General features: G+C 60.7%; 24 protein-coding genes. 14 read left to right on the plus strand and 10 right to left on the minus strand.

Translation table 11 applies throughout. The features are described 5' to 3' along the window. Positions 1-16: 16 nt before the first annotated feature. From RRH01S_RS14755 to RRH01S_RS14765, 3 genes are read right to left on the minus strand one after another with little or no spacing between them, the layout of a single operon-like run. Positions 17-757, minus strand: coding sequence for an amino acid ABC transporter ATP-binding protein (locus tag RRH01S_RS14755; RefSeq protein WP_007694822.1), 741 nt, complete (start codon positions 755-757; stop codon positions 17-19). Then, positions 750-2,240, minus strand: a complete 1,491-nt coding sequence (locus tag RRH01S_RS14760; protein WP_042472418.1) for an NAD(P)-binding domain-containing protein — start codon at positions 2,238-2,240, stop codon at positions 750-752. The genes RRH01S_RS14755 and RRH01S_RS14760 overlap by 8 nt, the downstream gene beginning before the upstream one ends. Continuing rightward, positions 2,237-3,235, minus strand: a complete 999-nt coding sequence (locus tag RRH01S_RS14765; protein ID WP_034515617.1) for a LysR family transcriptional regulator — start codon at positions 3,233-3,235, stop codon at positions 2,237-2,239. The genes RRH01S_RS14760 and RRH01S_RS14765 overlap by 4 nt, the downstream gene beginning before the upstream one ends. Before the next feature lie 161 nt (positions 3,236-3,396). Between RRH01S_RS14765 and RRH01S_RS14770 the strand changes: the two genes are divergently transcribed. Together RRH01S_RS14770 and RRH01S_RS14775 are read left to right on the plus strand one after the other, a co-directional pair. Then, positions 3,397-3,879: a CMD domain-containing protein gene (locus RRH01S_RS14770; RefSeq protein WP_037221600.1), complete on the plus strand. Its 483-nt coding sequence runs from the start codon at positions 3,397-3,399 to the stop codon at positions 3,877-3,879. Then, the gene (locus RRH01S_RS14775; RefSeq protein WP_007694826.1) at positions 3,876-4,451 is read left to right on the plus strand and encodes a peroxidase-related enzyme; all 576 of its coding nucleotides are present in this window, start codon (positions 3,876-3,878) and stop codon (positions 4,449-4,451) included. The genes RRH01S_RS14770 and RRH01S_RS14775 overlap by 4 nt, the downstream gene beginning before the upstream one ends. Before the next feature lie 335 nt (positions 4,452-4,786). On the opposite strand, the gene speB is transcribed toward RRH01S_RS14775, so the two are convergent. The 5 genes from speB to RRH01S_RS14800 are packed head-to-tail and all read right to left on the minus strand — an operon-like array spanning position 4,787 to position 8,703. Continuing rightward, positions 4,787-5,737, minus strand: a complete 951-nt coding sequence (gene speB, locus RRH01S_RS14780; RefSeq protein ID WP_034515611.1) for an agmatinase — start codon at positions 5,735-5,737, stop codon at positions 4,787-4,789. Between the two features lie 19 nt (positions 5,738-5,756). Next, on the minus strand, positions 5,757-6,539 hold the full coding sequence (locus RRH01S_RS14785; RefSeq protein WP_034515609.1) for an amino acid ABC transporter ATP-binding protein: 783 nt from the start codon (positions 6,537-6,539) through the stop codon (positions 5,757-5,759). Position 6,540: 1 nt separating this feature from the next. Then, positions 6,541-7,191, minus strand: coding sequence for an amino acid ABC transporter permease (locus RRH01S_RS14790; protein WP_007694831.1), 651 nt, complete (start codon positions 7,189-7,191; stop codon positions 6,541-6,543). Continuing rightward, complete coding sequence (locus RRH01S_RS14795) at positions 7,188-7,838, minus strand: amino acid ABC transporter permease (protein WP_042472422.1); 651 nt, start codon at positions 7,836-7,838, stop codon at positions 7,188-7,190. Before RRH01S_RS14795 ends, RRH01S_RS14790 begins: the two co-directional genes overlap by 4 nt. A 19-nt stretch (positions 7,839-7,857) precedes the next feature. Further along, on the minus strand, positions 7,858-8,703 hold the full coding sequence (locus tag RRH01S_RS14800) for a transporter substrate-binding domain-containing protein (RefSeq protein WP_042472425.1): 846 nt from the start codon (positions 8,701-8,703) through the stop codon (positions 7,858-7,860). A gap of 127 nt (positions 8,704-8,830) precedes the next feature. Between RRH01S_RS14800 and RRH01S_RS14805 the strand changes: the two genes are divergently transcribed. After that, a complete protein-coding gene (locus tag RRH01S_RS14805; RefSeq protein WP_042472428.1) occupies positions 8,831-9,775 on the plus strand; it encodes a LysR family transcriptional regulator in 945 nt (314 codons plus the stop codon). Positions 9,776-9,944: 169 nt separating this feature from the next. On the opposite strand, the gene RRH01S_RS14810 is transcribed toward RRH01S_RS14805, so the two are convergent. Beyond that, positions 9,945-10,721 (minus strand): LamB/YcsF family protein, encoded by a 777-nt coding sequence (locus RRH01S_RS14810; RefSeq protein ID WP_042472431.1) that lies wholly within the window; start codon positions 10,719-10,721, stop codon positions 9,945-9,947. A 220-nt stretch (positions 10,722-10,941) separates the two neighbouring features. Here RRH01S_RS14810 and pxpB point away from each other — a divergent pair, with 220 nt between their 5' ends. From pxpB to RRH01S_RS14845, 7 genes are read left to right on the plus strand one after another with little or no spacing between them, the layout of a single operon-like run. Next, positions 10,942-11,667 (plus strand): 5-oxoprolinase subunit PxpB, encoded by a 726-nt coding sequence (gene pxpB, locus RRH01S_RS14815; protein WP_012649674.1) that lies wholly within the window; start codon positions 10,942-10,944, stop codon positions 11,665-11,667. Then, entirely contained in the window at positions 11,667-12,635 is a 969-nt protein-coding gene (locus tag RRH01S_RS14820; RefSeq protein WP_258719663.1) for a 5-oxoprolinase subunit C family protein, read from the plus strand. The genes pxpB and RRH01S_RS14820 overlap by 1 nt, the downstream gene beginning before the upstream one ends. Next, positions 12,632-13,276, plus strand: coding sequence for a GntR family transcriptional regulator (locus tag RRH01S_RS14825; protein ID WP_042472440.1), 645 nt, complete (start codon positions 12,632-12,634; stop codon positions 13,274-13,276). Before RRH01S_RS14820 ends, RRH01S_RS14825 begins: the two co-directional genes overlap by 4 nt. Then, positions 13,273-14,220 (plus strand): NAD(P)-dependent oxidoreductase, encoded by a 948-nt coding sequence (locus RRH01S_RS14830; RefSeq protein WP_042472443.1) that lies wholly within the window; start codon positions 13,273-13,275, stop codon positions 14,218-14,220. The genes RRH01S_RS14825 and RRH01S_RS14830 overlap by 4 nt, the downstream gene beginning before the upstream one ends. Then, the gene (locus RRH01S_RS14835) at positions 14,217-15,470 is read left to right on the plus strand and encodes a Zn-dependent hydrolase (RefSeq protein ID WP_042472444.1); all 1,254 of its coding nucleotides are present in this window, start codon (positions 14,217-14,219) and stop codon (positions 15,468-15,470) included. The genes RRH01S_RS14830 and RRH01S_RS14835 overlap by 4 nt, the downstream gene beginning before the upstream one ends. Further along, positions 15,467-16,105: a GntR family transcriptional regulator gene (locus RRH01S_RS14840; protein WP_007694847.1), complete on the plus strand. Its 639-nt coding sequence runs from the start codon at positions 15,467-15,469 to the stop codon at positions 16,103-16,105. The genes RRH01S_RS14835 and RRH01S_RS14840 overlap by 4 nt, the downstream gene beginning before the upstream one ends. Before the next feature lie 24 nt (positions 16,106-16,129). Beyond that, a complete protein-coding gene (locus tag RRH01S_RS14845; RefSeq protein WP_042472446.1) occupies positions 16,130-17,296 on the plus strand; it encodes a M24 family metallopeptidase in 1,167 nt (388 codons plus the stop codon). 35 nt (positions 17,297-17,331) lie between these two features. On the opposite strand, the gene RRH01S_RS14850 is transcribed toward RRH01S_RS14845, so the two are convergent. Continuing rightward, positions 17,332-18,510: a M24 family metallopeptidase gene (locus tag RRH01S_RS14850; RefSeq protein ID WP_042472448.1), complete on the minus strand. Its 1,179-nt coding sequence runs from the start codon at positions 18,508-18,510 to the stop codon at positions 17,332-17,334. 347 nt (positions 18,511-18,857) lie between these two features. Between RRH01S_RS14850 and RRH01S_RS14855 the strand changes: the two genes are divergently transcribed. The 4 genes from RRH01S_RS14855 (at position 18,858) to RRH01S_RS14870 (ending at position 21,831) form a co-directional block, all read left to right on the plus strand. Continuing rightward, positions 18,858-19,481, plus strand: a complete 624-nt coding sequence (locus RRH01S_RS14855) for a DUF1989 domain-containing protein (protein WP_042472450.1) — start codon at positions 18,858-18,860, stop codon at positions 19,479-19,481. Next, positions 19,481-20,290, plus strand: coding sequence for an amino acid ABC transporter ATP-binding protein (locus RRH01S_RS14860; RefSeq protein ID WP_042473060.1), 810 nt, complete (start codon positions 19,481-19,483; stop codon positions 20,288-20,290). Before RRH01S_RS14855 ends, RRH01S_RS14860 begins: the two co-directional genes overlap by 1 nt. Next, positions 20,287-20,946, plus strand: a complete 660-nt coding sequence (locus RRH01S_RS14865) for an amino acid ABC transporter permease (protein ID WP_007695203.1) — start codon at positions 20,287-20,289, stop codon at positions 20,944-20,946. Before RRH01S_RS14860 ends, RRH01S_RS14865 begins: the two co-directional genes overlap by 4 nt. 93 nt (positions 20,947-21,039) lie before the next feature. Beyond that, a complete protein-coding gene (locus RRH01S_RS14870) occupies positions 21,040-21,831 on the plus strand; it encodes a transporter substrate-binding domain-containing protein (protein ID WP_037221622.1) in 792 nt (263 codons plus the stop codon). The last annotated feature ends 80 nt before the right edge of the window (positions 21,832-21,911 follow it).

Raw genomic sequence — 21,911 nt, forward strand, 5'->3', positions numbered from 1 at the left:
GTCAGGCATCCTTTCTCTAGTGGATTGCAAGCTCGGAATTGAGGAATTGTGCAAGGCGTGGGTTCGACGGAGCATCGAATATCTCTGCCGGACTGCCGTCGGCTGCGACGACACCCCGGTCCATGAAGACGATGCGGTTCGAGATGTTCTTCGCGAACTGCATTTCGTGGGTGACGAGAAGGGAAGTGATCCCGGAGGACGTGACGTCCTTGATCACCTTCAGGACCTCGCCGACGAGTTCGGGGTCGAGCGACGACGTTGGTTCGTCGAAAAGCATCACGTCTGGTTTGACCGCGAGCGCACGCGCGATACCGGTACGCTGGAGCTGGCCACCCGAGAGCTGGGACGGATAATGGTCCAGCTTGTCGGAGAGGCCGACGCGGTCAAGTTCCCGCCGAGCGATCTCGCGTGCTTCGTCCTTCGACTTGCGCTGCACGACAACAAGCGGATCCATGACGTTCTGAATGACTGTCATGTTCTTGAAGACGTTGAACTGCTGGAAGACCATGGCTGTCCGGAGCCGGATCGCCTGGATTGCATTCTTGTCCGGGCGTTGGAAGTCCATCTTGATCTGGTCGAACGCGATGGTTCCGGACGCGGGCTTGGCGAGGTGGTTGATGCATTTCAGCAGCGTGGTCTTGCCGGTGCCGCTCGGGCCAATGATCGAAACGACGTCGCCGCGCTTTACCGAGAGATCGACGCCGTTCAGGATCTGCGTGCTTCCGTAGGACAGCTTTAGGTTCTTGATCTCAAGCATTTCTGGTCGGTGTCCTTTCGGAGGATAGTTCGGAAAGCGTTTCCGTCTCGTCGTCCGCCCATTCGTCTCCAAGGAGTTCGGGCGTGTCGAAAGCTTGAAGGTTTTCGAAATGGCGCTCGCGGTCGGCGACGAAGAGCGCTCTCACGATGCCGCGGGCGAGCCGGTCGGCGCCCTCGCTGATGGCGGGAATGTCGCCGGTGAGCTTGCCGTGGCTCAGCGTGGCAGGAAAGTTAAAGCAATGAATCTGCGACAGTGCAGGGCACGCGCCCGGCTCGATTTCGAGGAACTCGAACGCCTCGCCGAGGTCGGGCGAGCCTTCCAGTTCACTGTTCGGCATGTCCGCCGGCACGGGAAAGCGGTCGCGCCAGAGACGGATGTGGGACGCGACGGCGGCGAGTTCCGGCCGGCTTGTCAGGTCGACCTTGAAACCCGTGCCGAAGATCAGGAAGTCGACCGGATAGCGCCCCTTCGGCGTCGTCACCACGAGATGATCGTCGTCCTGCGCCAGCGCGGTGATCGGGTTTTCCAGATGAAGATGAGCCTGCGGGAACGCGCTGACGCGCAGCACGCTCGGCCGTGGCGGTGGCGTCTGCTGGTCCATAGCGTAGTGCAGGAATTGCCATTTCCATTCGTCGGGAAGGCCCGCAAAACCATGGACGACGCCCTGGCTGCCGATGCCGGTGAATTTGTTGATCCGCGGCAATTCCTTCCGCCGAACGAACATGTCGAGGCGTGCCGCCCCAGCTTCGAGAGCGGTCGCGGCATTGTCCATCGCCGAAGCGCCGGCTCCTACGACACCGATGCGCTTGCCCTTCAGCGCGGTGAAATCGATCGCATCGGCAGTATGAGCCCAGAGCTTCCGATCGATATGGTCGGCGATGGAAGGCACGAACGGTCCACCCAGGCCGTCACGGCCTGTCGCGAGAACCACATGGCGCGCGACCGTCGTTTCGGTCCGGCCGTCCCGACTGCAGACGACATCGAGCATGCCGTCCGCGCGCGGGAGAACCGCGTCGACGGATATTCCGTTGCGAACCGGAAGGTCGAGCACCTGCCGGTACCAGATCAGGTAGTCCATCCAGATTTCGCGCGGTGCCCGGTCGAGTGCGCCCCAGGCTTCGGCGCCGTACAGCGCTTCATAGTAGGCGCGGAAGGTGAGGGCCGGCAGCCCCATCGCCGGACCGGTCAGTTGCTTGGGAGAGCGGAGGGTTCTCATCCTTGCGAAGGTGATCCACGGCCCCTCGTGCCCGGCTGGCGCCTTATCGAGCACGACATGGTTGGCAACGCCTAGCCGCTTCAACATTCCGGAAGCGACGAGCCCGGCCATGCCGCCACCGATGATCACGACGTCGACGACCGGCTTGCCGTCGACGTCGCGGGAAGGAACCCAGGACTTGGCCGGAAGCTCAAGCCAGGCGAGATCCTGCTTCAGTCGTGCCTCGAGGGCGTCGAGTCCTTGAGGGACGGAGATCGGGTCGCTCACGAAGGGGTTCCTTCCGGCAGCATCGTTTGTCCGTATACGGTGTCGGCCAGGGCCTCGACGCCGCCTGATTCATGCAATCGGCAACCCGGCATTGCCAGCGCCACCGCGCGGGCCGCGTCAATGACAGCGGCGACGGTCGGCGTCATCGGCAGTGCGGCAGGCGAGATCGCGCCGAAGAGGAAAGGTATGGTGTGGTCGAGTACGCGCATCACAATGCCCTCGAGCGGGACACCGACGACGGTTGCCGGCTCGACGATGGCCACTCCCAGTCCGGCACGGACCATTGTAAGGGCCGTCATCGAGGCGTTGACGTCGATCATCCGCTGCGGCACAACGCCCGCCCTTTCCAGAGCTTCGTCGACGCGGTGCCGCAGACGGTACGGGTTCGCCAAGGTGATGATGCGCCGGTCGGCAAGATCTGCGAGACGCACGACGTCGTCACTGGCGAGCGGATCGTCTGCGGAGAGAGCGACCACACATGGCGCGTCGGCGACCCAGTGGACGTCGAGGCCGGGATGCTCCAACGGCAAGCTTGAGATACCGAAGTCCGCCGATCGGGCAAGCACGGCCTGCACGACGTTCTCGGCGGCGAGCGCCTGCACATGAAGATGACGCGGAATGAGGCTCGGTGCGACGGCCGCGATCGCCTGCGGCAAGATGCCGGCCGCAAGTGACGGCGTGGCGGCGATCGTCAGTGACGCCGGCTCGTCCAGACCGATCGCGTTCGCCCGTTCGCGGATATGGGCAAGGCTGGCCAGGTGGCGTTCGACCTCGGCATGAAAGAGCAGGCCGCGTGCGGTCGGACTAATGCGCGGTCCGCTTCGATGCAGCAACGCATAACCGATATCGGCTTCCAGATCCTGAATGAGCCTGGTGACCGCCGGCTGCGAGCGCCCGAGGAGCCGCGCAGCCCCGGTCACGCTGCCAGCGGACATCACCGCTGCGAAGGCTTCAAGTTGCCGGATATCGAAAGAGTTAGAATGCATAATGGACATCAAACATTCTCCTTCATGTCAGTAAAGCATGACAATTCTCAATTGGCGAGGATCAATAGATAATTATTCTGCATCAAGCGCTTGCAATCATTAATATTTGACATAATTGGACGGCAAGCCTACCTAGTTCGAATGCCTGCTGACGTATTGAGGAGCCTGTTTTGACACTCATCGAAACCCTAGTCTCCGTGAAGCCGGGTTCCGCGCTTGCGCAAGCCATGGAGAAACGCGCCGAGATCTTGCGTCTGAGCGAAGCGGCCCATGACGCAGTACTCCTGCCGCGCGATCCCGGCGGACTTTCTCACGGACTGAGGGCCGCGCTTGCCGCCCGTATGGCGCGGCAGAACCGCAATCCGGCGCTCGCAAGCCACTACGATACCCTTGTGGCTCAAGCCAACGACCCGATTACGGCCACGCTCGCAGACCCAGAAAACAATGTGACGGACCTGCGTACTGCGGAGATCGTTCGCCATGCCGATCGCCTGACGGTCACGCCACGCGATGCGACGCGTGCAAATGTGGAAGCGTTGCGCCAGGTCGGCGTAACCGACGCCGATATTGTCCGGCTCGCGGAGCTTGCGGCCTTCGTCAACTACCAGGTTCGTGTGCTCGCCGGCCTGAAGCTGCTTGGAGAAATGCGATGAGCGAGGTCGTCCATACCTTCACCACCACGATACCGCGCTGGCAGCCCTACGTGGTTCCAGTCGATTTCGCGACCGCTACCGAAGAGCAGCATGCTGCGATGCAGATGACGCCATCCAACAAGGGCATCTCGCCCTATGTACTCACCCTGGCTCACGACCCTGAGACGCTCGCAGTCCGCTCACCCTTGTTCAATCTGATCATGTATGGAAAAGACGGGCTGGCCGGAAGCGAACGCGAGCTGGGCGCCGTCGCCGCCTCCGTCGTCAACCGCTGTGTCTACTGCGCCGCCGTCCACGCATCGCGGTTCAACAACCTGACGAAACGTACGGATGTTATCGAAGCTGTGTTTGCAGACGGTCTCGCGGCGACGCTCGACGAGCACCTCCAGGCAATCTTCGACTTTTCGGCACGGCTATCGACCACACCGCCCGAGGCGACGGTGGCCGACGCACAGGCGCTGGCCGATGTCGGGCTCGACGAACTGGAAGCTCTCGACCTCGTCCTCTCGTCCGCCATCTTCGGCTGGGCGAACCGTCTGATGCATACGCTCGGCGAGCCGATGCAGGACTAAATGGTCCTGGCGTTCGGCCTGTGCCGGCTGGGCGGTACTGGTAATTTGTCCGGGAGCACGCGGTGACCAGAGGAGGAGGTTTGAGCGGTCACATAGGATTGGCTTTGTGCCTGTATCGTCATATGGCGGGTAAATCCCCACTTTTGTCACATGTCTTAAACGTCACTTTCAAGTATCGCTCTGGCGTGCGCCAAAAAGATATGGAAAACTTTAGATTGTAACAAAGCTCCTTCGTCAGAGAGGGAGTTACAGTTGGTGTTTGCAATATGCATAGCAGCTCGCTGCTATGCATATTGAGAAATCGGGCTTTCGCAAAGCGCCACTTACTGCTGGGCTTAACTGCTGACCGCGAAGATGCGGCCGATCGTATTGAGCAGGATCTGGGCGGCAAGAATAGCCGTAGTGCCGGTGTGGTCGTAGTCGGGCGCGACTTCGACCAAATCGATGCCGACAATCTCGCCGCGCTTGGCCAGCCCTGCAATCAGCTCCAGAACCTCGTAATAGATGAAGCCACCGTGGCTCGGTGTGCCGGTACCAGGGGCGATTGAAGGATCGAAACCGTCGATGTCGATGGAGAGATAATAGCGTTTTCCCTCAGGAATGCGCTCCAGCACATTTTCCACGCCGAGCTTGCGGATTTGCCGAACGGAGAGGATTTCCGATCCATGCGCTCGGGCATAGTCATAACCTTCCTTGGCGGTGGAAGAGACGTTGCGGATGCCGAGTTGCGTCATGCCCGTAACCCACGGCTTTTCCGAGGCGCGGCGCATCGGGCTGCCATGACCGTAGCGGACACCATGACGCTCGTCGACGAAATCGAGATGGGCGTCGAACTGCACCAGATGAACCGGCTCCTGATCGCTGAAAGCGTTGATGCAGGGAATGTTGATGGAGTGGTCGCCGCCGAGTACGACGGGGAGCGCGCCCGCGGCAAGGATCTTGCGAACACCGAACTCGATATTGGCGTGGCTCGTCATCGTGTCGGTGTGCACGATGTCGGCATCGCCTATGTCTACGATCCTGACGCCTTCGAGATAGGTGACGTCATCTTCGTGATCATAGGCTCCGGCATGGCCGAAGGAAAACAGCGTGGAAGCCTCGCGGATGCTGCGTGGCCCGAAGCGGGCACCGGAGCGCCATTGCGTGCCGAAGTCGAAGGGTGCGCCGAGGATTGCGACATCGGCGTCGATCGCGTCCCAGTTTTCGACATAAGGGCTTTTGGCGAAGGTGGAAATGCCGACGAAGGGTAGATTCAGCCGGCCCGTATTGTAACCGTGAGCAGCCATGGGTCTTCCTTTCAAGATATCAAAATGCGCGTTCGCGCCAGGTTTGCAGGAATTGCGAAAGGCGCTCGCTTTTCGGCGCCGCGAAAAGTGTTTGCGGCGGACCGTCCTCAACAATGCGGCCCCCGTCCATGAAGACGACGCGGTTGGCCGCGTGCGCGGCAAACCCCATTTCGTGGGTGACGATGAGCATGGTCATGCCTTCGGAGGCGAGCGCTCTCATGACCGAGAGAACCTCGCCCACCAGCTCCGGGTCCAGTGCCGAGGTCGGCTCGTCGAACAGCATCACTTTCGGTTTCATGGCGAGCGCCCGGGCGATTGCCACGCGCTGCTTCTGCCCACCGGAAAGATTTTCGGGACGGCGGTCGGCGAACGCTGTGAGCCCCACCTTGGCCAGCGCCGCGTGTCCTGTTGCTTCCGCTTCGGCGCGAGTGACGCGGTGGACGAGCCGGAGCGCAAGCGTCACGTTGTCGAGCACGTTCATGTGCGGCCAGAGATGGAAATGCTGGAAGACGATGCCAAGAGGACGGCGAGCGTCGGCCAGCTCCTTCGTGCCGGCACGTTCACGCCCCAGTGGCGTCTCCCGCCAGCCCATCATCCGGCCGAACACATTCACCTCGCCGGCGTCGTAGGGATCGAGAAAGGCAATGGAACGCAGGAGCGTGCTTTTGCCTGAGCCGGAGGGACCGATGATGCAGGTGACATCGCCGGCATGAATATCAAGATCGATGCCGTTCAGTACCGTTCTTCCGCCGAAGCGTTTCTCAAGTCCGCGAACCGATATCGCCGCCGGTGTTGCTGTCATGTCAGAAGCCTTTCGCTGCAAGGCGGCGCTCTGCGTAGAAGCCGATCCGCGCAATGGTTTCAACGAGCGCCCAATAGAGCAGGGCGACGGTCACGTAGGGCGTGACGACCGCGAAACTGATGGAGCTGATGGTGCCCGCGACTTTCGTCAGTTCGCCGAGCGTGATGACGGACAGAACGGCCGATTCCTTCACCAGATTGATCGCCTGCCCAATGGAGGGCGGAAGCGTCAGCCTCATCGCCTGCGGTAGTTCCACGTACAAGAATGTCTGGCCGGGTGTGAGGCCGAGCATGGCGGCCGCCTCACATTCGCCCTTCGGCACCGCATTGAACCCTGCGCGGAAGATTTCCGCGAAGGGGCCAGCACCATAAAGACCGAGACCGACAATGCCGGCGACATAGGGGCTGAGCACCAAACCGAATTGCGGACCGCCGTAATAGAGAAGGAAGAGCACCAGTGCCAGAGGTGCGCCGCGGGCGAATTCGACATAGACCCGGATCGCTAGGGACAGGGGCCGCAAGCGGCTGCGCAGGGACAATGCCAGCAGGATGCCGACCAGAACGGCGATGCAAATTCCGCAAGCCGACACGGCGGCCGTGATGGCAAGACCGGAGAGATAAAGCGGAAGATCGTTGAAAAAGCCGATCATCATCGTCTGGCCCCTTGCGTGAGGCGGCGCTCCATCAAGAGACCGATACCGGCCAAAGCCGCGCCGACGGCCACATAAAGCAGAAGGGCTGAGGCATAGGCCTCCAACGGGCGGAATGTCGACGCCGCCACTTGCTGTGCCCTGCGGGTGACATCCATGACCGCGATGACGGAGACGAGGGAAGAATTCTTCACCAGCGCCTGCATCTCGCCGACAAGCGCTGGCAGCATCGTGCGTACAGCTTGCGGCACCTCGATGCACAAGAAGGTTTGAGCCACCGTAAGTCCAAGCATTTCGGCCGCCTCGATCTGTCCCCTCGGCACTGCCAGAAGTCCCGCGCGGTAGATCTCCGATTGGAAGGCGGCGGTGTTGAGTGCCAGTGCCAGGGCAGCAGCTACCGGCGGCTCCAGTTCGAGGCCGAGAAATGGCAGCAGATAGAAGATAACGAGAAGCTGGACGAGAATCGGCGTGCCACGCCAGAACGAGACATATAGTCCGGCGGCGGCACGTCGCAGCCGGCCGCTGCGCGAGGCGGCCGCAAGCAGCACGGCCAGTGGCACGCCGAGCAGAAGCGCCGAAAAGCTGACCGTGACGGTGGTGAGGAGACCATCAAGAAGAGCTGGCCAGACGCCTGCCAATGTTCTGTCCATGAGCGGTTCCCCCTTGCCCTTACTTAGCGGCGGGAAGCGCTTCCGGCAGTTCCATTGGAGCGCCAAACCACTTTTTCTGCAGCTCGGCAAGCTTGCCGGATTTGTTGAGCTTGATGAGTTCCGCGTCGATCAGCGCGTTGAGCGAGGTGCTGTCGGCGTCGTTGCGGCCGGCCCAGGAGAAATAGGTCTTCGGTCCGAAGGTGGGCAGCACGACTTCGAAGATATCCGGCCGCTGGCGCGCCGCTTCAAGCAGGTTCGGCAATGAGTTGACGACGGCGTGGATGCGACCCGTAGCAAGGTCGGCATAGGCTTCGGAGAAGTCGGTGTAGGTCGAAACGGTTACGTCGGCCTTACCGGAAGCTTTCAGTTCAGTCGTGAATGTCTCAAGCGCCGCGAGTTGGGCGGAACCTGCCTGCGAGCCGACGGGCTTGCCGGCGATATCTTCCGGCTTGGTGATTTCGGCATCGCCCTTTCGCTTTAGCACAGCCATCGTGGCATCCGCGATCGGTACAGAAAGATGATAGGCGTTCATGCGCTCCGGCGTGACTGTGACCGAGGTGACGACATAATCGAAGCGGCTGGCAGCAAGACCCGGCAGGATACCCTGCCAGGGCAGATCGAGGCGCTTCAGCTCGACTCCGGGCAGTTCTTTCATGACGTCTTCCATGATGTCGGCGGAATAACCAACGATCTTCCCACCCTCGACAAATTCGAACGGCGCAAAACGCGCCTCGGTGGCGACGGTGAAAACCTTCGTCGTCTTGATTTTGTCGAGCAGGTCGGCCGCGTGCGCGACGGGTGCCATCATGGCGACAGCAAGCGCAGCGCCCGCCAGAAGGATTCTCGAATTCCGGATGATTGTCATAGTCTTGTTCCCCTGCTTTTTCGAGATCGTTTCGTGATCCCTGAAGGAGAGGAAAGCATGGACAATAGCTCAGAAAAATAGGAAAGTGATGAAGTTTACATCAGAATTATTAATGTGAGGACAGCGGATGCTGCTGGCTCAATCCGATCTCCGATCCTTGACGGTGTTTCGCGCAGTCGTAGAGCATAAGAGTTTTCTCGGCGCGCAAATCGCGCTCGGCCTCAGCCAGTCCGCCATCAGCTTCCACATCAAGGCGCTGGAAGATCGTTTAGGTTTCAAGCTGTGCCGACGGGGCCGCTCAGGTTTCGAGCTGACGGATCGTGGCGTTATCGTACACGAGCGGTCGAAAGGGCTTTTTCTGGCACTCAATGCCTTTGAAAGCGACATTGGCGCACTCAAAAACCGCATTACCGGCACACTGAGGCTTGGCCTGATCGACAACACCATCACTGATAGCGACCTGCCGATCCACCGGGTGATTGCTCGTATCAGCGAGAAGGCCCCCGAAGCGCGCGTTGAACTGGCAATCGACACCCCTGACGCGCTGCTTTCCGAAATCGCCAATGGCGGATTAGACATCGCGCTTTTACCGGAAACACAACCCTACCAGGGTCTGAAGCTCTCCCGACTTCGGGAGGAAATCCATTCGCTCTACTGCGCCCAAGGGCACCCGCTCTTCAAGCAAGGGGGCGCAGAGCTGACGATAGAACATATCGAGTCTTTCGATTTCGTGGTGCGGCCGTACGCCAACATGCGTGAATTGCAATTCTTTCCGCGGGCACGAACTCGCGCAGTCGCCTCGAATATGGAGGCGCAGGCGATGTTCATTATGTCCGGACACTATCTCGGTTACTTGCCCGACCATTATGCCCGCGACTGGGTTCAGAAAGGTTGCTTCCGACCGCTTATGCCGGATGAAACTCGAATTCACTCCACCTTCATCATAGCCACGCGTTCCGCGGAAAAACCTTCAACCATCCTTGACTTCTTCATCCGCGAACTGGCCGGCATTGCGTCGGAATCCTTACACAAGAGGCATTCTCCCGCAGTGGCGGGCGTGGCGCGGCTATAAGGCTTGCCCAATTCTGCGGTGGTATAAAGTTCCCGCAATCATTTCACCGTTGATGCGGACCACCGGCGACACGAATTTCATGGCGGAGGTGATGAAAACCTCGGCGGCGGCTAGCTCTCATGGGCTGTGAATGCGCGTTCTTCCACCGCGCAGTTCACAAGCATAACCCTTATGGAAGGGGCGGGCGGGCAAAGGGAGCGAATTCTATCCCTTCCGCGGCGAGTGCGTTGCGCAGCGACTGTGCCATTGCGACAGCGCCAGGAGTATCGCCATGGACGCAGATGCTGGCCGCCTGGACCGGCAGCTTGCGGCCACCGATGGTTGGGATTTCTCCGTCACGAACCATGGACAAAACCTGGTCCATGCTCTTTTGCAGATCATGAATGACCGCGCCTTCTCGCTGCCGGGATGTCAGCATGCCGTTGTCGTCATAAGTCCGGTCGGCATAGACTTCGCAGGCGATTTTCAGGCCGGCCCTTTCGGCAGCCTTCATGGTCTCCGAATAGGGAAGGGTGAGGAAGACGAGAGAGGGATCGACAGCCTTGATGGCACGCACGCAGACATCCGCCAGGATAGGATCTTCGGCTGCCATGTTGCCGAGCGAGCCGTGGGTCTTCATGTGGCTGATCGGCCAGCCGAGTGCGCTTGCCATGCCCTGGATCGCAGCGATCTGGTAGATCAGTTGCGCCTCGATATCCTCGGGACGTTCGCCGGAGATGCGGCGCCGGCCGAAGCCGTAGAGATCCATGAAGGAGGGATGCGCGCCGATTGCAACGCCTGAAGCCTTGGCGGCGAGGATCGTGTCGCGCATGACCACCGGATCGCCGGCATGGAAGCCGCAGGCAATATTGGCGGTCGTGATCAGTTCGAGCATGGCCTTGTCGTCGCCGATCGTATAGGCGCCGTAGCCTTCTCCCATGTCGCAGTTCAAATCAATCGTTGCCATGCAGCTTGCTCCCAGTCGACGATTCCGGCCTGATACGGCAGCATAATTCTCTACCGTTCTGTTGCATTGCACGAACTTTGTTCATATCATCCGGCCACGGTTGACATACAGTTGGTATACTGAAATAGCAAGTCCGATGAATTTGGAAAGCGCACCGATTTTGACAAGCGGTGCTCTCTTTCCGATTTGCCAGATTGACGGAAGGAGGGGTGTCGGCGCAATGGCCGAAATGTTCCCACGCATTCGCGCTTGCGGCGACAGCATGCTGTCGGTCGAACTCGCCGATCATATCGACGATGGTGTCAACAGGCGCATCATCGCGCTCTTCGATGAGCTGAACCGTAATCCCGTTGCGGGCATCGAAGAAATGGCCCCGACCTATCGTTCTCTCAGCGTCATCTACGATCCCGCGATCATCCGCGGTGGAGCGCTTGCCGATGCGCTGCAAAAGCGACTCCAGGCTTTGTCCGTGACAGATACCGCCTCGCGCTGCTTCAGCGTACCCGTCGTCTACGGTGGCGCCGTCGGAATCGATCTCGACGAGCTGGCTCGCATGAAGGACATGACGACGGTCGAACTCGTCAATCTGCACGCGAGCGTCGAATATCGTGTTTACATGATCGGCTTTGCGCCCGGTTTCGCCTATCTCGGCGGCCTCCCGGATGTGTTGCATACGCCGCGGTTGGCCGCGCCGCGCCAACGGATCGAGGCAAGTGCCATCGGCATAGGCGGTAAACAGGCCAGCATCAATTCAGTGCCGGGGCCGAGCGGTTGGCGCTTTATCGGCCGCACGCCGGTCAGGCTTTTCGATCCTCATCGGACGCCGCCTTTTCTTCTCAAGGCCGGAGATCGCATCCGCTTTCGTCCCATTGGTGAGGCCGAGGCGGCGCGTCTCGATACGATGGTCGCTGCGGGCCAGACCGTTCTGGAGCCCGAAGTAGCATGATGCATTTGCGGATCCTTCAAGCGGGGCCCATGGTGACGGTTCAGGATCGCGGCCGCAGGGGATTGCTGCATTCCGGCGTCTCCGGCTCCGGGCCGATGGATGCGCCGTCCTTCCGTATTGCCAACGCACTGGTGGGCAACAGGCAGGATATGGCGGCTCTTGAGTTTGCCAGCGCCGGCGGCACGTTCGAGGTCACCGAGCCGGTTCGTTTTGCCGTCACCGGCGGCGACGTGGATATCCGGATAGACGGCTCGGCCGTGCGCCCATGGGAGAGCCATGATCTCTTTCCCGGGTCTACGCTCGTCGTCGGCGGCTTGCGATCGGCCGTTTGGGGATATGTCGCGTTTGCCGGCGGCATCGATACGCCGTTGATCTTGGGTTCCCGCGCCACGCATTTGCGCACCGGCCTCGGTGGCCATGAAGGACGTTGCCTGCGGACTGGCGATCTCTTGCCGATCGGTTCCCTCGATCCCATGCCGCATCTTGCGCTTACAAAGCCGTGGCGCCGATCCAATCGCCCCATCAATGTCGTGGCAGGGCCGCAGGATGATTATTTCGATGCATCCGCTTGGCGTACCTTCCTTGGGAGTTCGTTCGTCGTATCCACCAGCCGCGATCGCATGGCGCAAATGCTGGATGGGCCTGTGATCTCGGCCTGCCGAGGCAACGATATCGTCTCGGATGGTACCACACTTGGATCGATCCAGATCCCAGGCTCCGGCCGGCCGATCGTCTTGATGGCCGAACGCCAGACGACCGGCGGCTATCCGAAAATAGCGACTGTGGCCTCCGTCGACGTGCCACGGTTGGCGCAGATCCCAAGCGGTATGGCGATCCGTTTTCGCTTGATTTCCCAAGCCACGGCAGAGGCGCTGCTGGTCGCAGAGCGACAAGCCCTGCAGGATGTGATTACGGATCTGTCCGAAAAGACAAAGCCAATGAGCGTCGCACAAGAGGTAGCGCCATGACACAACCGCTTGCCAAGCAGGCCTACACCAAGATCATCGAAATGATCCTGTCGGGCGCGCTCATGCCGGGGGATGCCTTGCAGGAGGCCAAGCTGGGCGACGCGCTGGACATGTCGCGCACACCCGTTCGCGAAGCAATCAAACGCATCGAAGCCGAAGGGTTGGTGACGCAGGATGGACGCTTCCTGAAGGTGCGACAGCTTTCCGGCGAGGAGGTGGAGGAAATCTTCTTCTTGCGCCAGACGCTCGAAGCCCATTCGGCTCGCGCGGCGACGGGGCTTCCCGCCGGTCGACTGGATGAGATAGAGGCGCGCGTCCGCCGTCTGCAATTGGAGGGACCGGGGGAAGAGGACGAACAGCGTCGTGTCGACGACGACTTTCATCGCATGTTGGCGGCGGCAACCGGCAGCAGCATGATCGTCGCCACCATCGACGATCTCCGCCGTCGCACCTGCATGTTCGACCACAACCAGGTTCCGGATCGCTTTCTTAAAGGATGCGCCGAGCATCTCGAGATTATCGCCGCGCTACGGGCGGGTGACGGCGAAACGGCAGGCCGGCTGATGGCCGTGCATGTCGCCAATGCGCGCGATGCCATTCTGGCGCGCCTGAAATCCTCCGACGAGGGATCCGATCGATGAAATGTCTGATTGTCCAACCGGTTCATGCCGACGGCATTGCGCTGCTTAGGGAGGCAGGCATCGAGCCGGTATTTTGTCCTTCTGCGGATATGGCAACGGTCGCCCGCATGATCCCCGGCTGCGAGGCGGTGATCACCAGGGATGCTGGCCTTTCCGCTGCCGCGATCAATGCTGCTGATGCGTTGCGTGTTGTCGTCGTGCACGGTGCCGGTCACGATGCGGTCGACAAGGAAGCGGCAAGCGAACGAGGCGTGCTTGTCTGCAATACGCCGGGTGCCAATGCGCGGTCGGTGTCGGAGCTTGCTCTCGGCCTTGCGCTAGCTGTTGCGCGGCTAATCCCGGCTGCGGACCGCAGCGAACGAGCCGGCATAAGAGGGTTCCGCGAGATGGAGACCTTCACGGAATTGTCCGGCAAGACGGCTCTCATTGTCGGCTGGGGTGCAACCGGCGCAGGGCTTGGTCGCATGCTGAAGGCCGCGTTCGATGCACGCGTTCTGGTCTATTCGCCTCGCGCAGCCGATGTGGAGGGTTTTGAGCGGATGGAAAAACTCGAAGATGGCCTGGCACAGGCGGATCTAGTCTCGCTGCACACCCCACTACGGCCGGAAACGCGCGGTTTGATCAATGCAAAAGCGCTCTCGCACATCAAGCCTGGCGCCATTGTCGTCAATACCGCACGGGCAGGTCTGGTGGATGAAGCCGCCCTTGCCGAAGCCATTGCCTCCGGGCGCGTCGCCGGGGCGGGACTTGATGTCTATTCCCACGAAGCGCCATCCGGACCCCTTGGTCAGTCGAACCGGGTGATCTTTACGCCGCATCTCGGTGGTGCAACGCTTGAGGCCCTGCGTCGCGTGGCTATCGGCTCGGCTCGCAATGTGCTGATGGCCCTTTCCGGTGAGCGCCCGGCGACTGCACTCAACGATCCGGTCCGGAGTTACGCATGAGCCGCATTATCGAAGACACCATCGATCGATTGCTCGATCGCATCAACGCCATTTCGGAGCCAGGGCCGGGCTATACGCGTCCATCCTACAGTGCACTGGAAACTGCCGCCCATCGTGTCATCGCTGAGGAGGCGGAAACCCTCGGCCTGTCGGTGACGCGGGACGCTGCGGGCAATCTCTTCGCCCGGCTGCCGGGCAGGGACCGCGCGGCCACTCCCCTCTATATCGGCTCGCATCTCGATACCGTGCCGATGGGCGGTGCCTATGACGGGCAGGCCGGGGTTGTCGGCGCCATGGCCCTTGCCGCCGCCTTCGTCGATAGCGGCTCGGCGCCGCCTGCTGATCTGGTGGTGACCGTGACGCGGGCGGAAGAGAGCGTCTGGTTCCCGGTTTCCTATATCGGCTCGCGCGCGGCACTCGGGCGGCTTTCGGCCGAAGAGATGAAGGCGGTCCGGTTCGATACCGGCCGGACGCTGGTCGATCACATGCGCGAGGAGGGTGGCGATCCGGAGGCTGTCGTTTCCGGGCCGGGGCTCGCGCCCGCACGCTTTGTGGAGCTGCATATCGAGCAAGGCCCCGTTCTCGATGAGGCCGGCGAAGCCTTCGCCATCGTCGACGGCGTGCGTGGCGGGTTGCGCTATCGCGACGCCCGCATCAACGGTGTCTGGGCTCATTCCGGTGGTGCGCCGCGTACCGCGCGTTCCGATGCCGTTTTTGCCCTGGCGGATCTGGTGGTCGCGATGGATCGAAGATGGGGCGCAATCCTGGAGGAAAAGCATGATCTTGCCGTGACGGTCGGCCGCGTCGATGCGGCCAGTTCCGAACACGCTTTTGCCAAGGTGCCTGGCCGGCTCGATTTCTGCCTCGACCTGCGCAGTGACGATCCGGCCGTTCTTGAGCGGATGGATCGGCTGGTGAAGGCAGAAATTGCGTTGATCGAGCAAGCGCGCGGTGTTTTCTTCGAGCTTGGCCTTCAATCACGCAGCCAGCCGACGCGGCTCTCAGTGCAACTCGGCGATGAGATCTACGAAGGTGCGCGCCGGCTCGGCTTTTCGCCACGCCGGATGCTGTCTGGCGGCGGCCATGATGCGGCCGCCTTCGCCCAGGCGGGCTGGGAGTCGGTCATGGTGTTCCTGCGCAACTGGGATGGCAGTCATAATCCCAAGGAAGGCATGGATCCCGCCGACCTTGCGACCGCAGTTCGTGTGCTGCACGAGGCATGGATGAAGAACGGCCAGGAGAGCCCATGAGCGAGAAGGAAACATTGGCCCAGCAGGCCTATCGCGACGTCAAGCAGCGTATCCTTGCGGGCACTCTTCCGGCGGGCGATGTCCTGACTGAAAGAGCCCTTGCCCAGGAATCCGGCATTTCGCGCACGCCGTTGCGCGCGGCCATCTCCCGGCTGGAAAAGGAAGGCGTCATTTCGCGGCTTACCAATGGTGCGTTGATGGTGCGGCCCGTCACGGTGGAACAACTCCTTGAAATCGTCCAGATACGACGCCTGCTCGAAGGTGCTGCCGCAGCCAGGGCTGCCGGACGACCCATGACGCCGGCACTGGAGCAGTCCCGCGAGGCGATGCGCGCCTATGCGCAGGGAGGCGACGTGGCCTTCGATCAGTTCTGGCTCGATGACGACGTCTTTCATCTGGCCGTCGCGGAGGCTGCTGGTCTCAGCCTGCTGCCGGCCATGATCACGGAAATGCGCGGCATCGCCCGGCGCTGTACAATCACCCGCACCCATGACCGCTTCGATCAGCAGGCGCGTGAACATCTCGACATCATCGAGGCAATCGAAGCGCAGGACGGCGAGCGTGCCTGCGCCGCTATGCAAGCCCATTTCGATAGTGTCCGTAGCCGTTTTTTGGGCTGGCTTGACCGACGCTAATGATGGAAATTGTGATCGCACCAGATGTTTGAATTCGCAGAACTGCGCGGCCGCGAAGCCGCTTTTACCGAAACGGAATTCGCTGAAAGGCAGTCGCGGGCCCGCGCCGCCATACGGGCGGCCGGTCATGAGGCACTCGTCGTCACCGGACCGGAAAACATCTACTGGCTGACGGGTCGGCAGACGGCGGGCTATTTCGCATTCCAGGCGCTGGTTTTGCCTGTCGAGGGCAATCCCTGCCTCCTCGTGCGCGAGTTGGAACTGGTCGGATCGGTCGTCAACACATGGCTGCGGGATATCCGTACCTACCAGGACGGCGAAGATCCAGCCGTGGCATTGGCGGGACTTCTGAAGACACTCGGCATCTCCCGCCCGGCGATTGAACTGGGAGGCTGGTTTGTTTCGGCGGTCATGGCCGACAGGATTGCCCAGGAGATCGGTCACGGCGACTTGATAGACGGCTCGGCGATCCTGCCTCCGCTCAGAATGGTAAAGTCGCAAGTGGAGCTGGATGCGATCAGGGCTGCGGCAGGCTATGCCGAAGCGGGTATCGTGGCCGGAATCGCTGCCTGTGACGCCGGCGTGGACGAGAACGCGGTTGCGGCTGCGATGCTGGCTGCCGCAACCGACGCCGGATCGGAAGCCATGGCGATGGAGCCCTTGGTGTCTTCGGGGCCGCGCAGCGGCCTGCCGCATATGACATGGCGCCGGCGGAAGCTGACGGCGGGCGATCCTGTCTTTCTCGAGTTGGCGGGAAGCCACGCCCGGTATCACGCCGGCTTGATGCGCGCCGTCTGGATCGGCCATCCGCCCGACGAAGCGCGCCGGATGATGGACTGTGCGCTTGCCGCCCTTGAGGCTGCCCTTGCGGCGATCCGACCCGGCGTGCCTTGCAGTGTGCCGCATGAGGCGGCGCAGAAGGTGATCGACGCGAAAGGCTATCATGCGGCTTTTCGCAAGCGCATCGGATATTCGATGGGGGTCGCCTTCGCGCCCGACTGGGGCGAAGGCGGAATTCTCAGTCTCTTCAGCGGAGTGTCGCAATTGATCGAGCCGGGCATGGTCTTCCATCTGCCCGCGACCTTGCGAAGCTACGGTGTCTGGACCGTCGGCGCTTCCGAAACCGTGATCGTTACCGAAACCGGGGTTGAGCCGCTATCGACGCTACCGCGTGACCTTGTCGTTCGATAGAGAGGCGGGGTCTGGCTAAACTTCAGGCGTAAGCGCTACCACCAGAAGCTTGGCGATTTGGTCAGGAGTTCGTTGCCGTTTTCGCCGATGATGATGATGTCCTCGAAGAAGGCCGCACCGACCCCTTCGAGCGAGAGAAAGGCTTCCACGCCAAACACCATATCCTTCTCGATGTGGTCTTGCGGCAACGACATACTGGTGGAGATGCGCGGCAGTTCGAAGCCGAGCCCGATACTATGGCCGAAGAAGGGGAAGTTCTTCATGATCGGCGAGACGGAGCCGCCGAACGCTGCCGTCATGCGATCACCCTCCGCTGCCACGTCGAGAAGCTTCGCACCCGGCTGCATCATGTCGGTCAGGGCGTGCACGATACCTGCGGCGGCCTCGATCAGCCGACGCTGGTCGTCATTGGGTCTGCCACGAACGCCTGTGCGGCCGGGGTCGAGATAATAGCCCTGATAGAAGGCTGCATGGAGGGTACCGGTGACGATGTCGCCTGGTTGCGGCGTATCGGCGCTGTAACCGGTCAGCGGAAAGCGCTGATCGAAACCGAGCGTATCGCCGTGATTGCAGCCGATCATTTGGAGGCGGCCGCCGAAGCGCACCACCTCGCGGGCCGCCTCGCCGGCGGCATCCCGTTCGGATAGTCCGCCTGTCAGTCCTTCCATGAGCCGGTTCAGCCCGATAGTCGCCGTCTCGCCGGCGATCCGGAAACAGTCGAGCTCGCGTGGGCTCTTGATGCGTCGGACGTTGCGGATGAGATCATCGGCCTCGATCCATTCCACCTGCGGAGCTCCGTCAACGAGCTGGCTGTAATATTTGACCGGGATGAAATTCGTGCCCACCAGCGCAACACGGCCCGTGATACCCCGTTCGACCAGCGCCTTGGCGACGCTGGCAAAGGGATGGTTTGAGGAGCGCACGTCGGCGATGGAGACGAGATCGTCGCGCACTTCCGGTTCGTCGATGTGCAGTTCCGGCGCTTTGCCTTGCTGCAGGATGATGCCGGAAAAAGAGCGGGCCGACCAGATCAGCGAATCCATGCCGCCGCTGATGGCATAGTGATTGGACAGATAGAGAATGTCGCCGCAATTGTCCGTCGTGCCGCCGCCGCGCCCGAAGACCACGGCCGTCTCGAAGCCGCGCGCCTTCATCTCTGCGAGAACACGCGCCCAGCGTGCCTCGTATTCATCGAGCGGAAAATATCTGGCCATGGCACGGTTCCTTTGACGCGCAAGCACCTTTTGACGCTGGTCGGCTGAAGGCGCAAAGCTTTTCAAATTTCGGTACACCAACTGTATTCAACGGTCAACGCATGCCGTGATCCATCGGATGTGTTCGGCCGTCCCTCTCAGCTCTTAATGACTATCTTTTGCGCAGGAGGGCTGATTTTTTACGCAGAACGCCAATCATTTTTGCAGTAAATCATTGAAAAACAACCTTGAATTCCATTGGTATACCGAATAGGCTGAAATCTGAAAGTCAATGGTCGGGCGAACGGACCATAGAAGCCTCGAGTTCCAATGAGGCCCGTGCCCCGTCGAAACGCGAGTTTTGCATCATGACCGAATGTTCCGAAATCGTGCCGGCCAGCCATGGGCGCGCCTTCACGATGCACGCCGGCCAGTTCGCCGTCATCACCAATAGTCATGGCAACCAAGTCGTCGACACATGGGCAATATCGGCCGATGATCCGAGCGATATCATGTCGATGGACCATACTCGATCGGTCAATAGCAACATCTTCTTCAAGCAGGGCATGTCGGCGGTCGGCACCAGTCGCCTCAAGATGCTGACGCTGGTTAAAGACAGCGCAGCGCTGGCGCATGACACGCTTCTCTGCCCCTGCAATTCCGCTCTCTATCGCGAACTCGGTTGCGAGGAGGAGCATCGCAGCTGTTCGGGCAATTTTCACGAGGCGCTTGCCGAGAAAGGCATCGTCCAGTCGTTCACCCCGGCATCGCTCAATCTTTTCATGAACGTGCCTGTCCGGGGCGATGGCGTCGTCGAGCGCCTGCCTCCTGCATCGCAGCTAGGCGACCGGGTTGCGCTGCGCGCCGAGATGGACCTTCTCCTGGTGCTCTCTGCATGCCCACAGGACATCACCATCATCAACGGAGCAGCTCGCACGCCGAAGGATGTCGCGGTTGATATTCTCGACCAATTGCCGTCGGGGGACGAATGATGCCGGAGCCGATTCTGACCCTGCGCGACATCCGAAAGAGTTTCGGGGACAATGAGGTCTTGAAGGGAATTTCGCTCACCGTTACGGCGGGCGAGGTGGTCTCGATCATCGGCGCCAGCGGCTCGGGCAAGAGTACCTTCCTGCGCTCCATCAATGCGTTGGAAATGCCGCAATCCGGCTTCATGGATTTCGACGAGCTTTCGTTCGACTTCCGGCCTGAGTCGCGTCAGTTCCCAATGCCGGCGCAATTGCAAGCGCTGCGGCGACGGGTGGGCATGGTGTTTCAGAGCTATAATCTCTGGCCGCACATGACGGTTCTGGAAAATGTTATCCATGCGCCGGTCAAACTCCTGAAGATGCCGCGCTCTCAGGCGGTCGAGGAGGCCGAAGCGCTGCTGTCGCGCATCGGGCTTTATGAAAAGCGGCATAGCTATCCCTCCCGACTGTCCGGCGGCCAGCAGCAACGCGTGGCCATCGTCCGTGCTTTGGCGATGAAGCCTCGCCTGATGCTATTCGACGAGGTGACATCGGCGCTTGATCCGGAACTTGTGCATGAGGTGCTGGTGCTCATGGCATCGCTGGCTGCGGAAGGCATGACCATGCTTCTCGTCACGCATGAGATTGCCTTTGCCCGAGACGTTTCTTCCCGGGTTCTCTTTTTCGACAAGGGCGTCGTTGCCGAATCCGGAGCGCCCGGCATCCTGCGCAATCCGCAAAGCGAGCGGTTGCAGCAGTTCCTGCATCGCATTCTGCATGACCAATTTGGCTCCCTTGGCATGGATGTATCCAACGGGGAGGTGCTTTCATGAGCGAAGCGTTTCTTGAAGAACTCAAGCTTTACGGGCCGGGTTTTGTCGAGGCGGCCTGGACAGTGCTCTGGCTGACGGTAGCAACCATCATTTTCAGTTGGATCTGTGGTCTCGCGGCTGCCCTGGCGCATGGATCGAAGTGGCGTGCCGCGCGCATGGCATCGGCTTTCTATGTCTGGTTCGTTCGCGGAACGCCGACGCTTATTCAAGTTTTCATCATCTATTTCGGATTGCCGGCCTTTGGCATCAAGCTTTCTCCCTTTGTCGCCGGCGTCCTGTCGCTCGGGATCAACAGCGGCGCTTATGTCGCGGAGATCATTCGTGGCGGCCTTTCGGCCATTCCGCGTGGGCAGACGGAGTCGGCGCTCGCGCTCGGCTTCAGCCCGTCGGAGACCATGCGCAGCATCATCCTGCCACAGGTCTCTCGCATCATCCTGCCGTCCATCACCAATGAGGCGATTTCGACGTTGAAGAACACGTCGCTGCTGTCGACGATTACGGTGGTGGAACTGACGCTTTATGCGCAGACCCTGATTGCTGCGACCTTCCGCCCGTTCGAATTCTACATCACGGTTGCGATCATCTATCTCGTCCTGACCACCATTCTCACCCAGCTTTCAGCTTGGCTGGAGCGGCACTATGCGGCCCAGACCTGAACGGTCGTGGTCTGGGCCACGCGCACCGGGAAGTTTTATGCGCCGCGAGGCGAAGACGATACCTCACCAGATCAATAAAAGGGAACAATAGCCATGAAATTCAAACTGTTTGCATTCGCTGCCACCATGCTTGCCGCCGCCGCCTTTGGTAACGCGCCGGCTTCGGCCGCTGGTCTGGAGCTCCTGGAACCCGGCAAGCTGCAGGTCGCGACCGAGGGAACATTTGCGCCTTTTAGCATGCGCGCTCCCGACGGCTCGCTCGACGGTCTGGAAATCCGCGTGATGAAGGAAGTGGCCAAGCGTTTGGATCTCGCCTACACGCCTGTCCTCATCAAATGGGATTCGCTCCTCGTCGGCCTGCAGGCCGATCAGTATGACGTCATCAGCGCATCCATGGACATCACGCCCGAGCGTCAGAAGAAGGTTACCTTCGCCAACGGCTGGCTGGAATCGGGTGGTCGCATCATCGTTTCGAAGGGGTCGCCAATCAAGAGTGCCGCCGATCTGAAAGGCAAGACAGTCGGCGCGCTCGTCTCTTCCACCTTTGCCAAGATCGCCGAGGAAAAGGGAGCCGTCGTCAAGGGCTACAAGGCCGAGGCCGACGCCATGCAGGATCTCGTCAACGGAAATATCGATGCGACGATTACAGACTCGATCGCTGGAGCCTATGCGGTCAAGAACGCACATATGCCGCTGGAGATGACGGATGACTACGTCAGCCACATTCAAAAGGGTTTTGCTATCAAGAAGGGCAAGCCGGAGCTCGTGAAGGCTATCAACAAGGCTCTCGCGGATATGGTGGCCGACGGCACTTATGCAAAGCTGACCACGGATTTGGTCGGCTTCGATCCGGCGCCGAAAGACCCGATCAAATCGGTCGAGTAGGCAGTTGTACGGCAGATGCCCTACCTGTTGACGGGGAATAACATCGCATCCGCGTGATGCAAGCAAATGTGCTTGCGCTT

Source organism: Rhizobium rhizogenes NBRC 13257, assembly GCF_000696095.1.
In the GTDB taxonomy this organism is placed as follows: Bacteria; Pseudomonadota; Alphaproteobacteria; order Rhizobiales; family Rhizobiaceae; genus Rhizobium; species Rhizobium rhizogenes.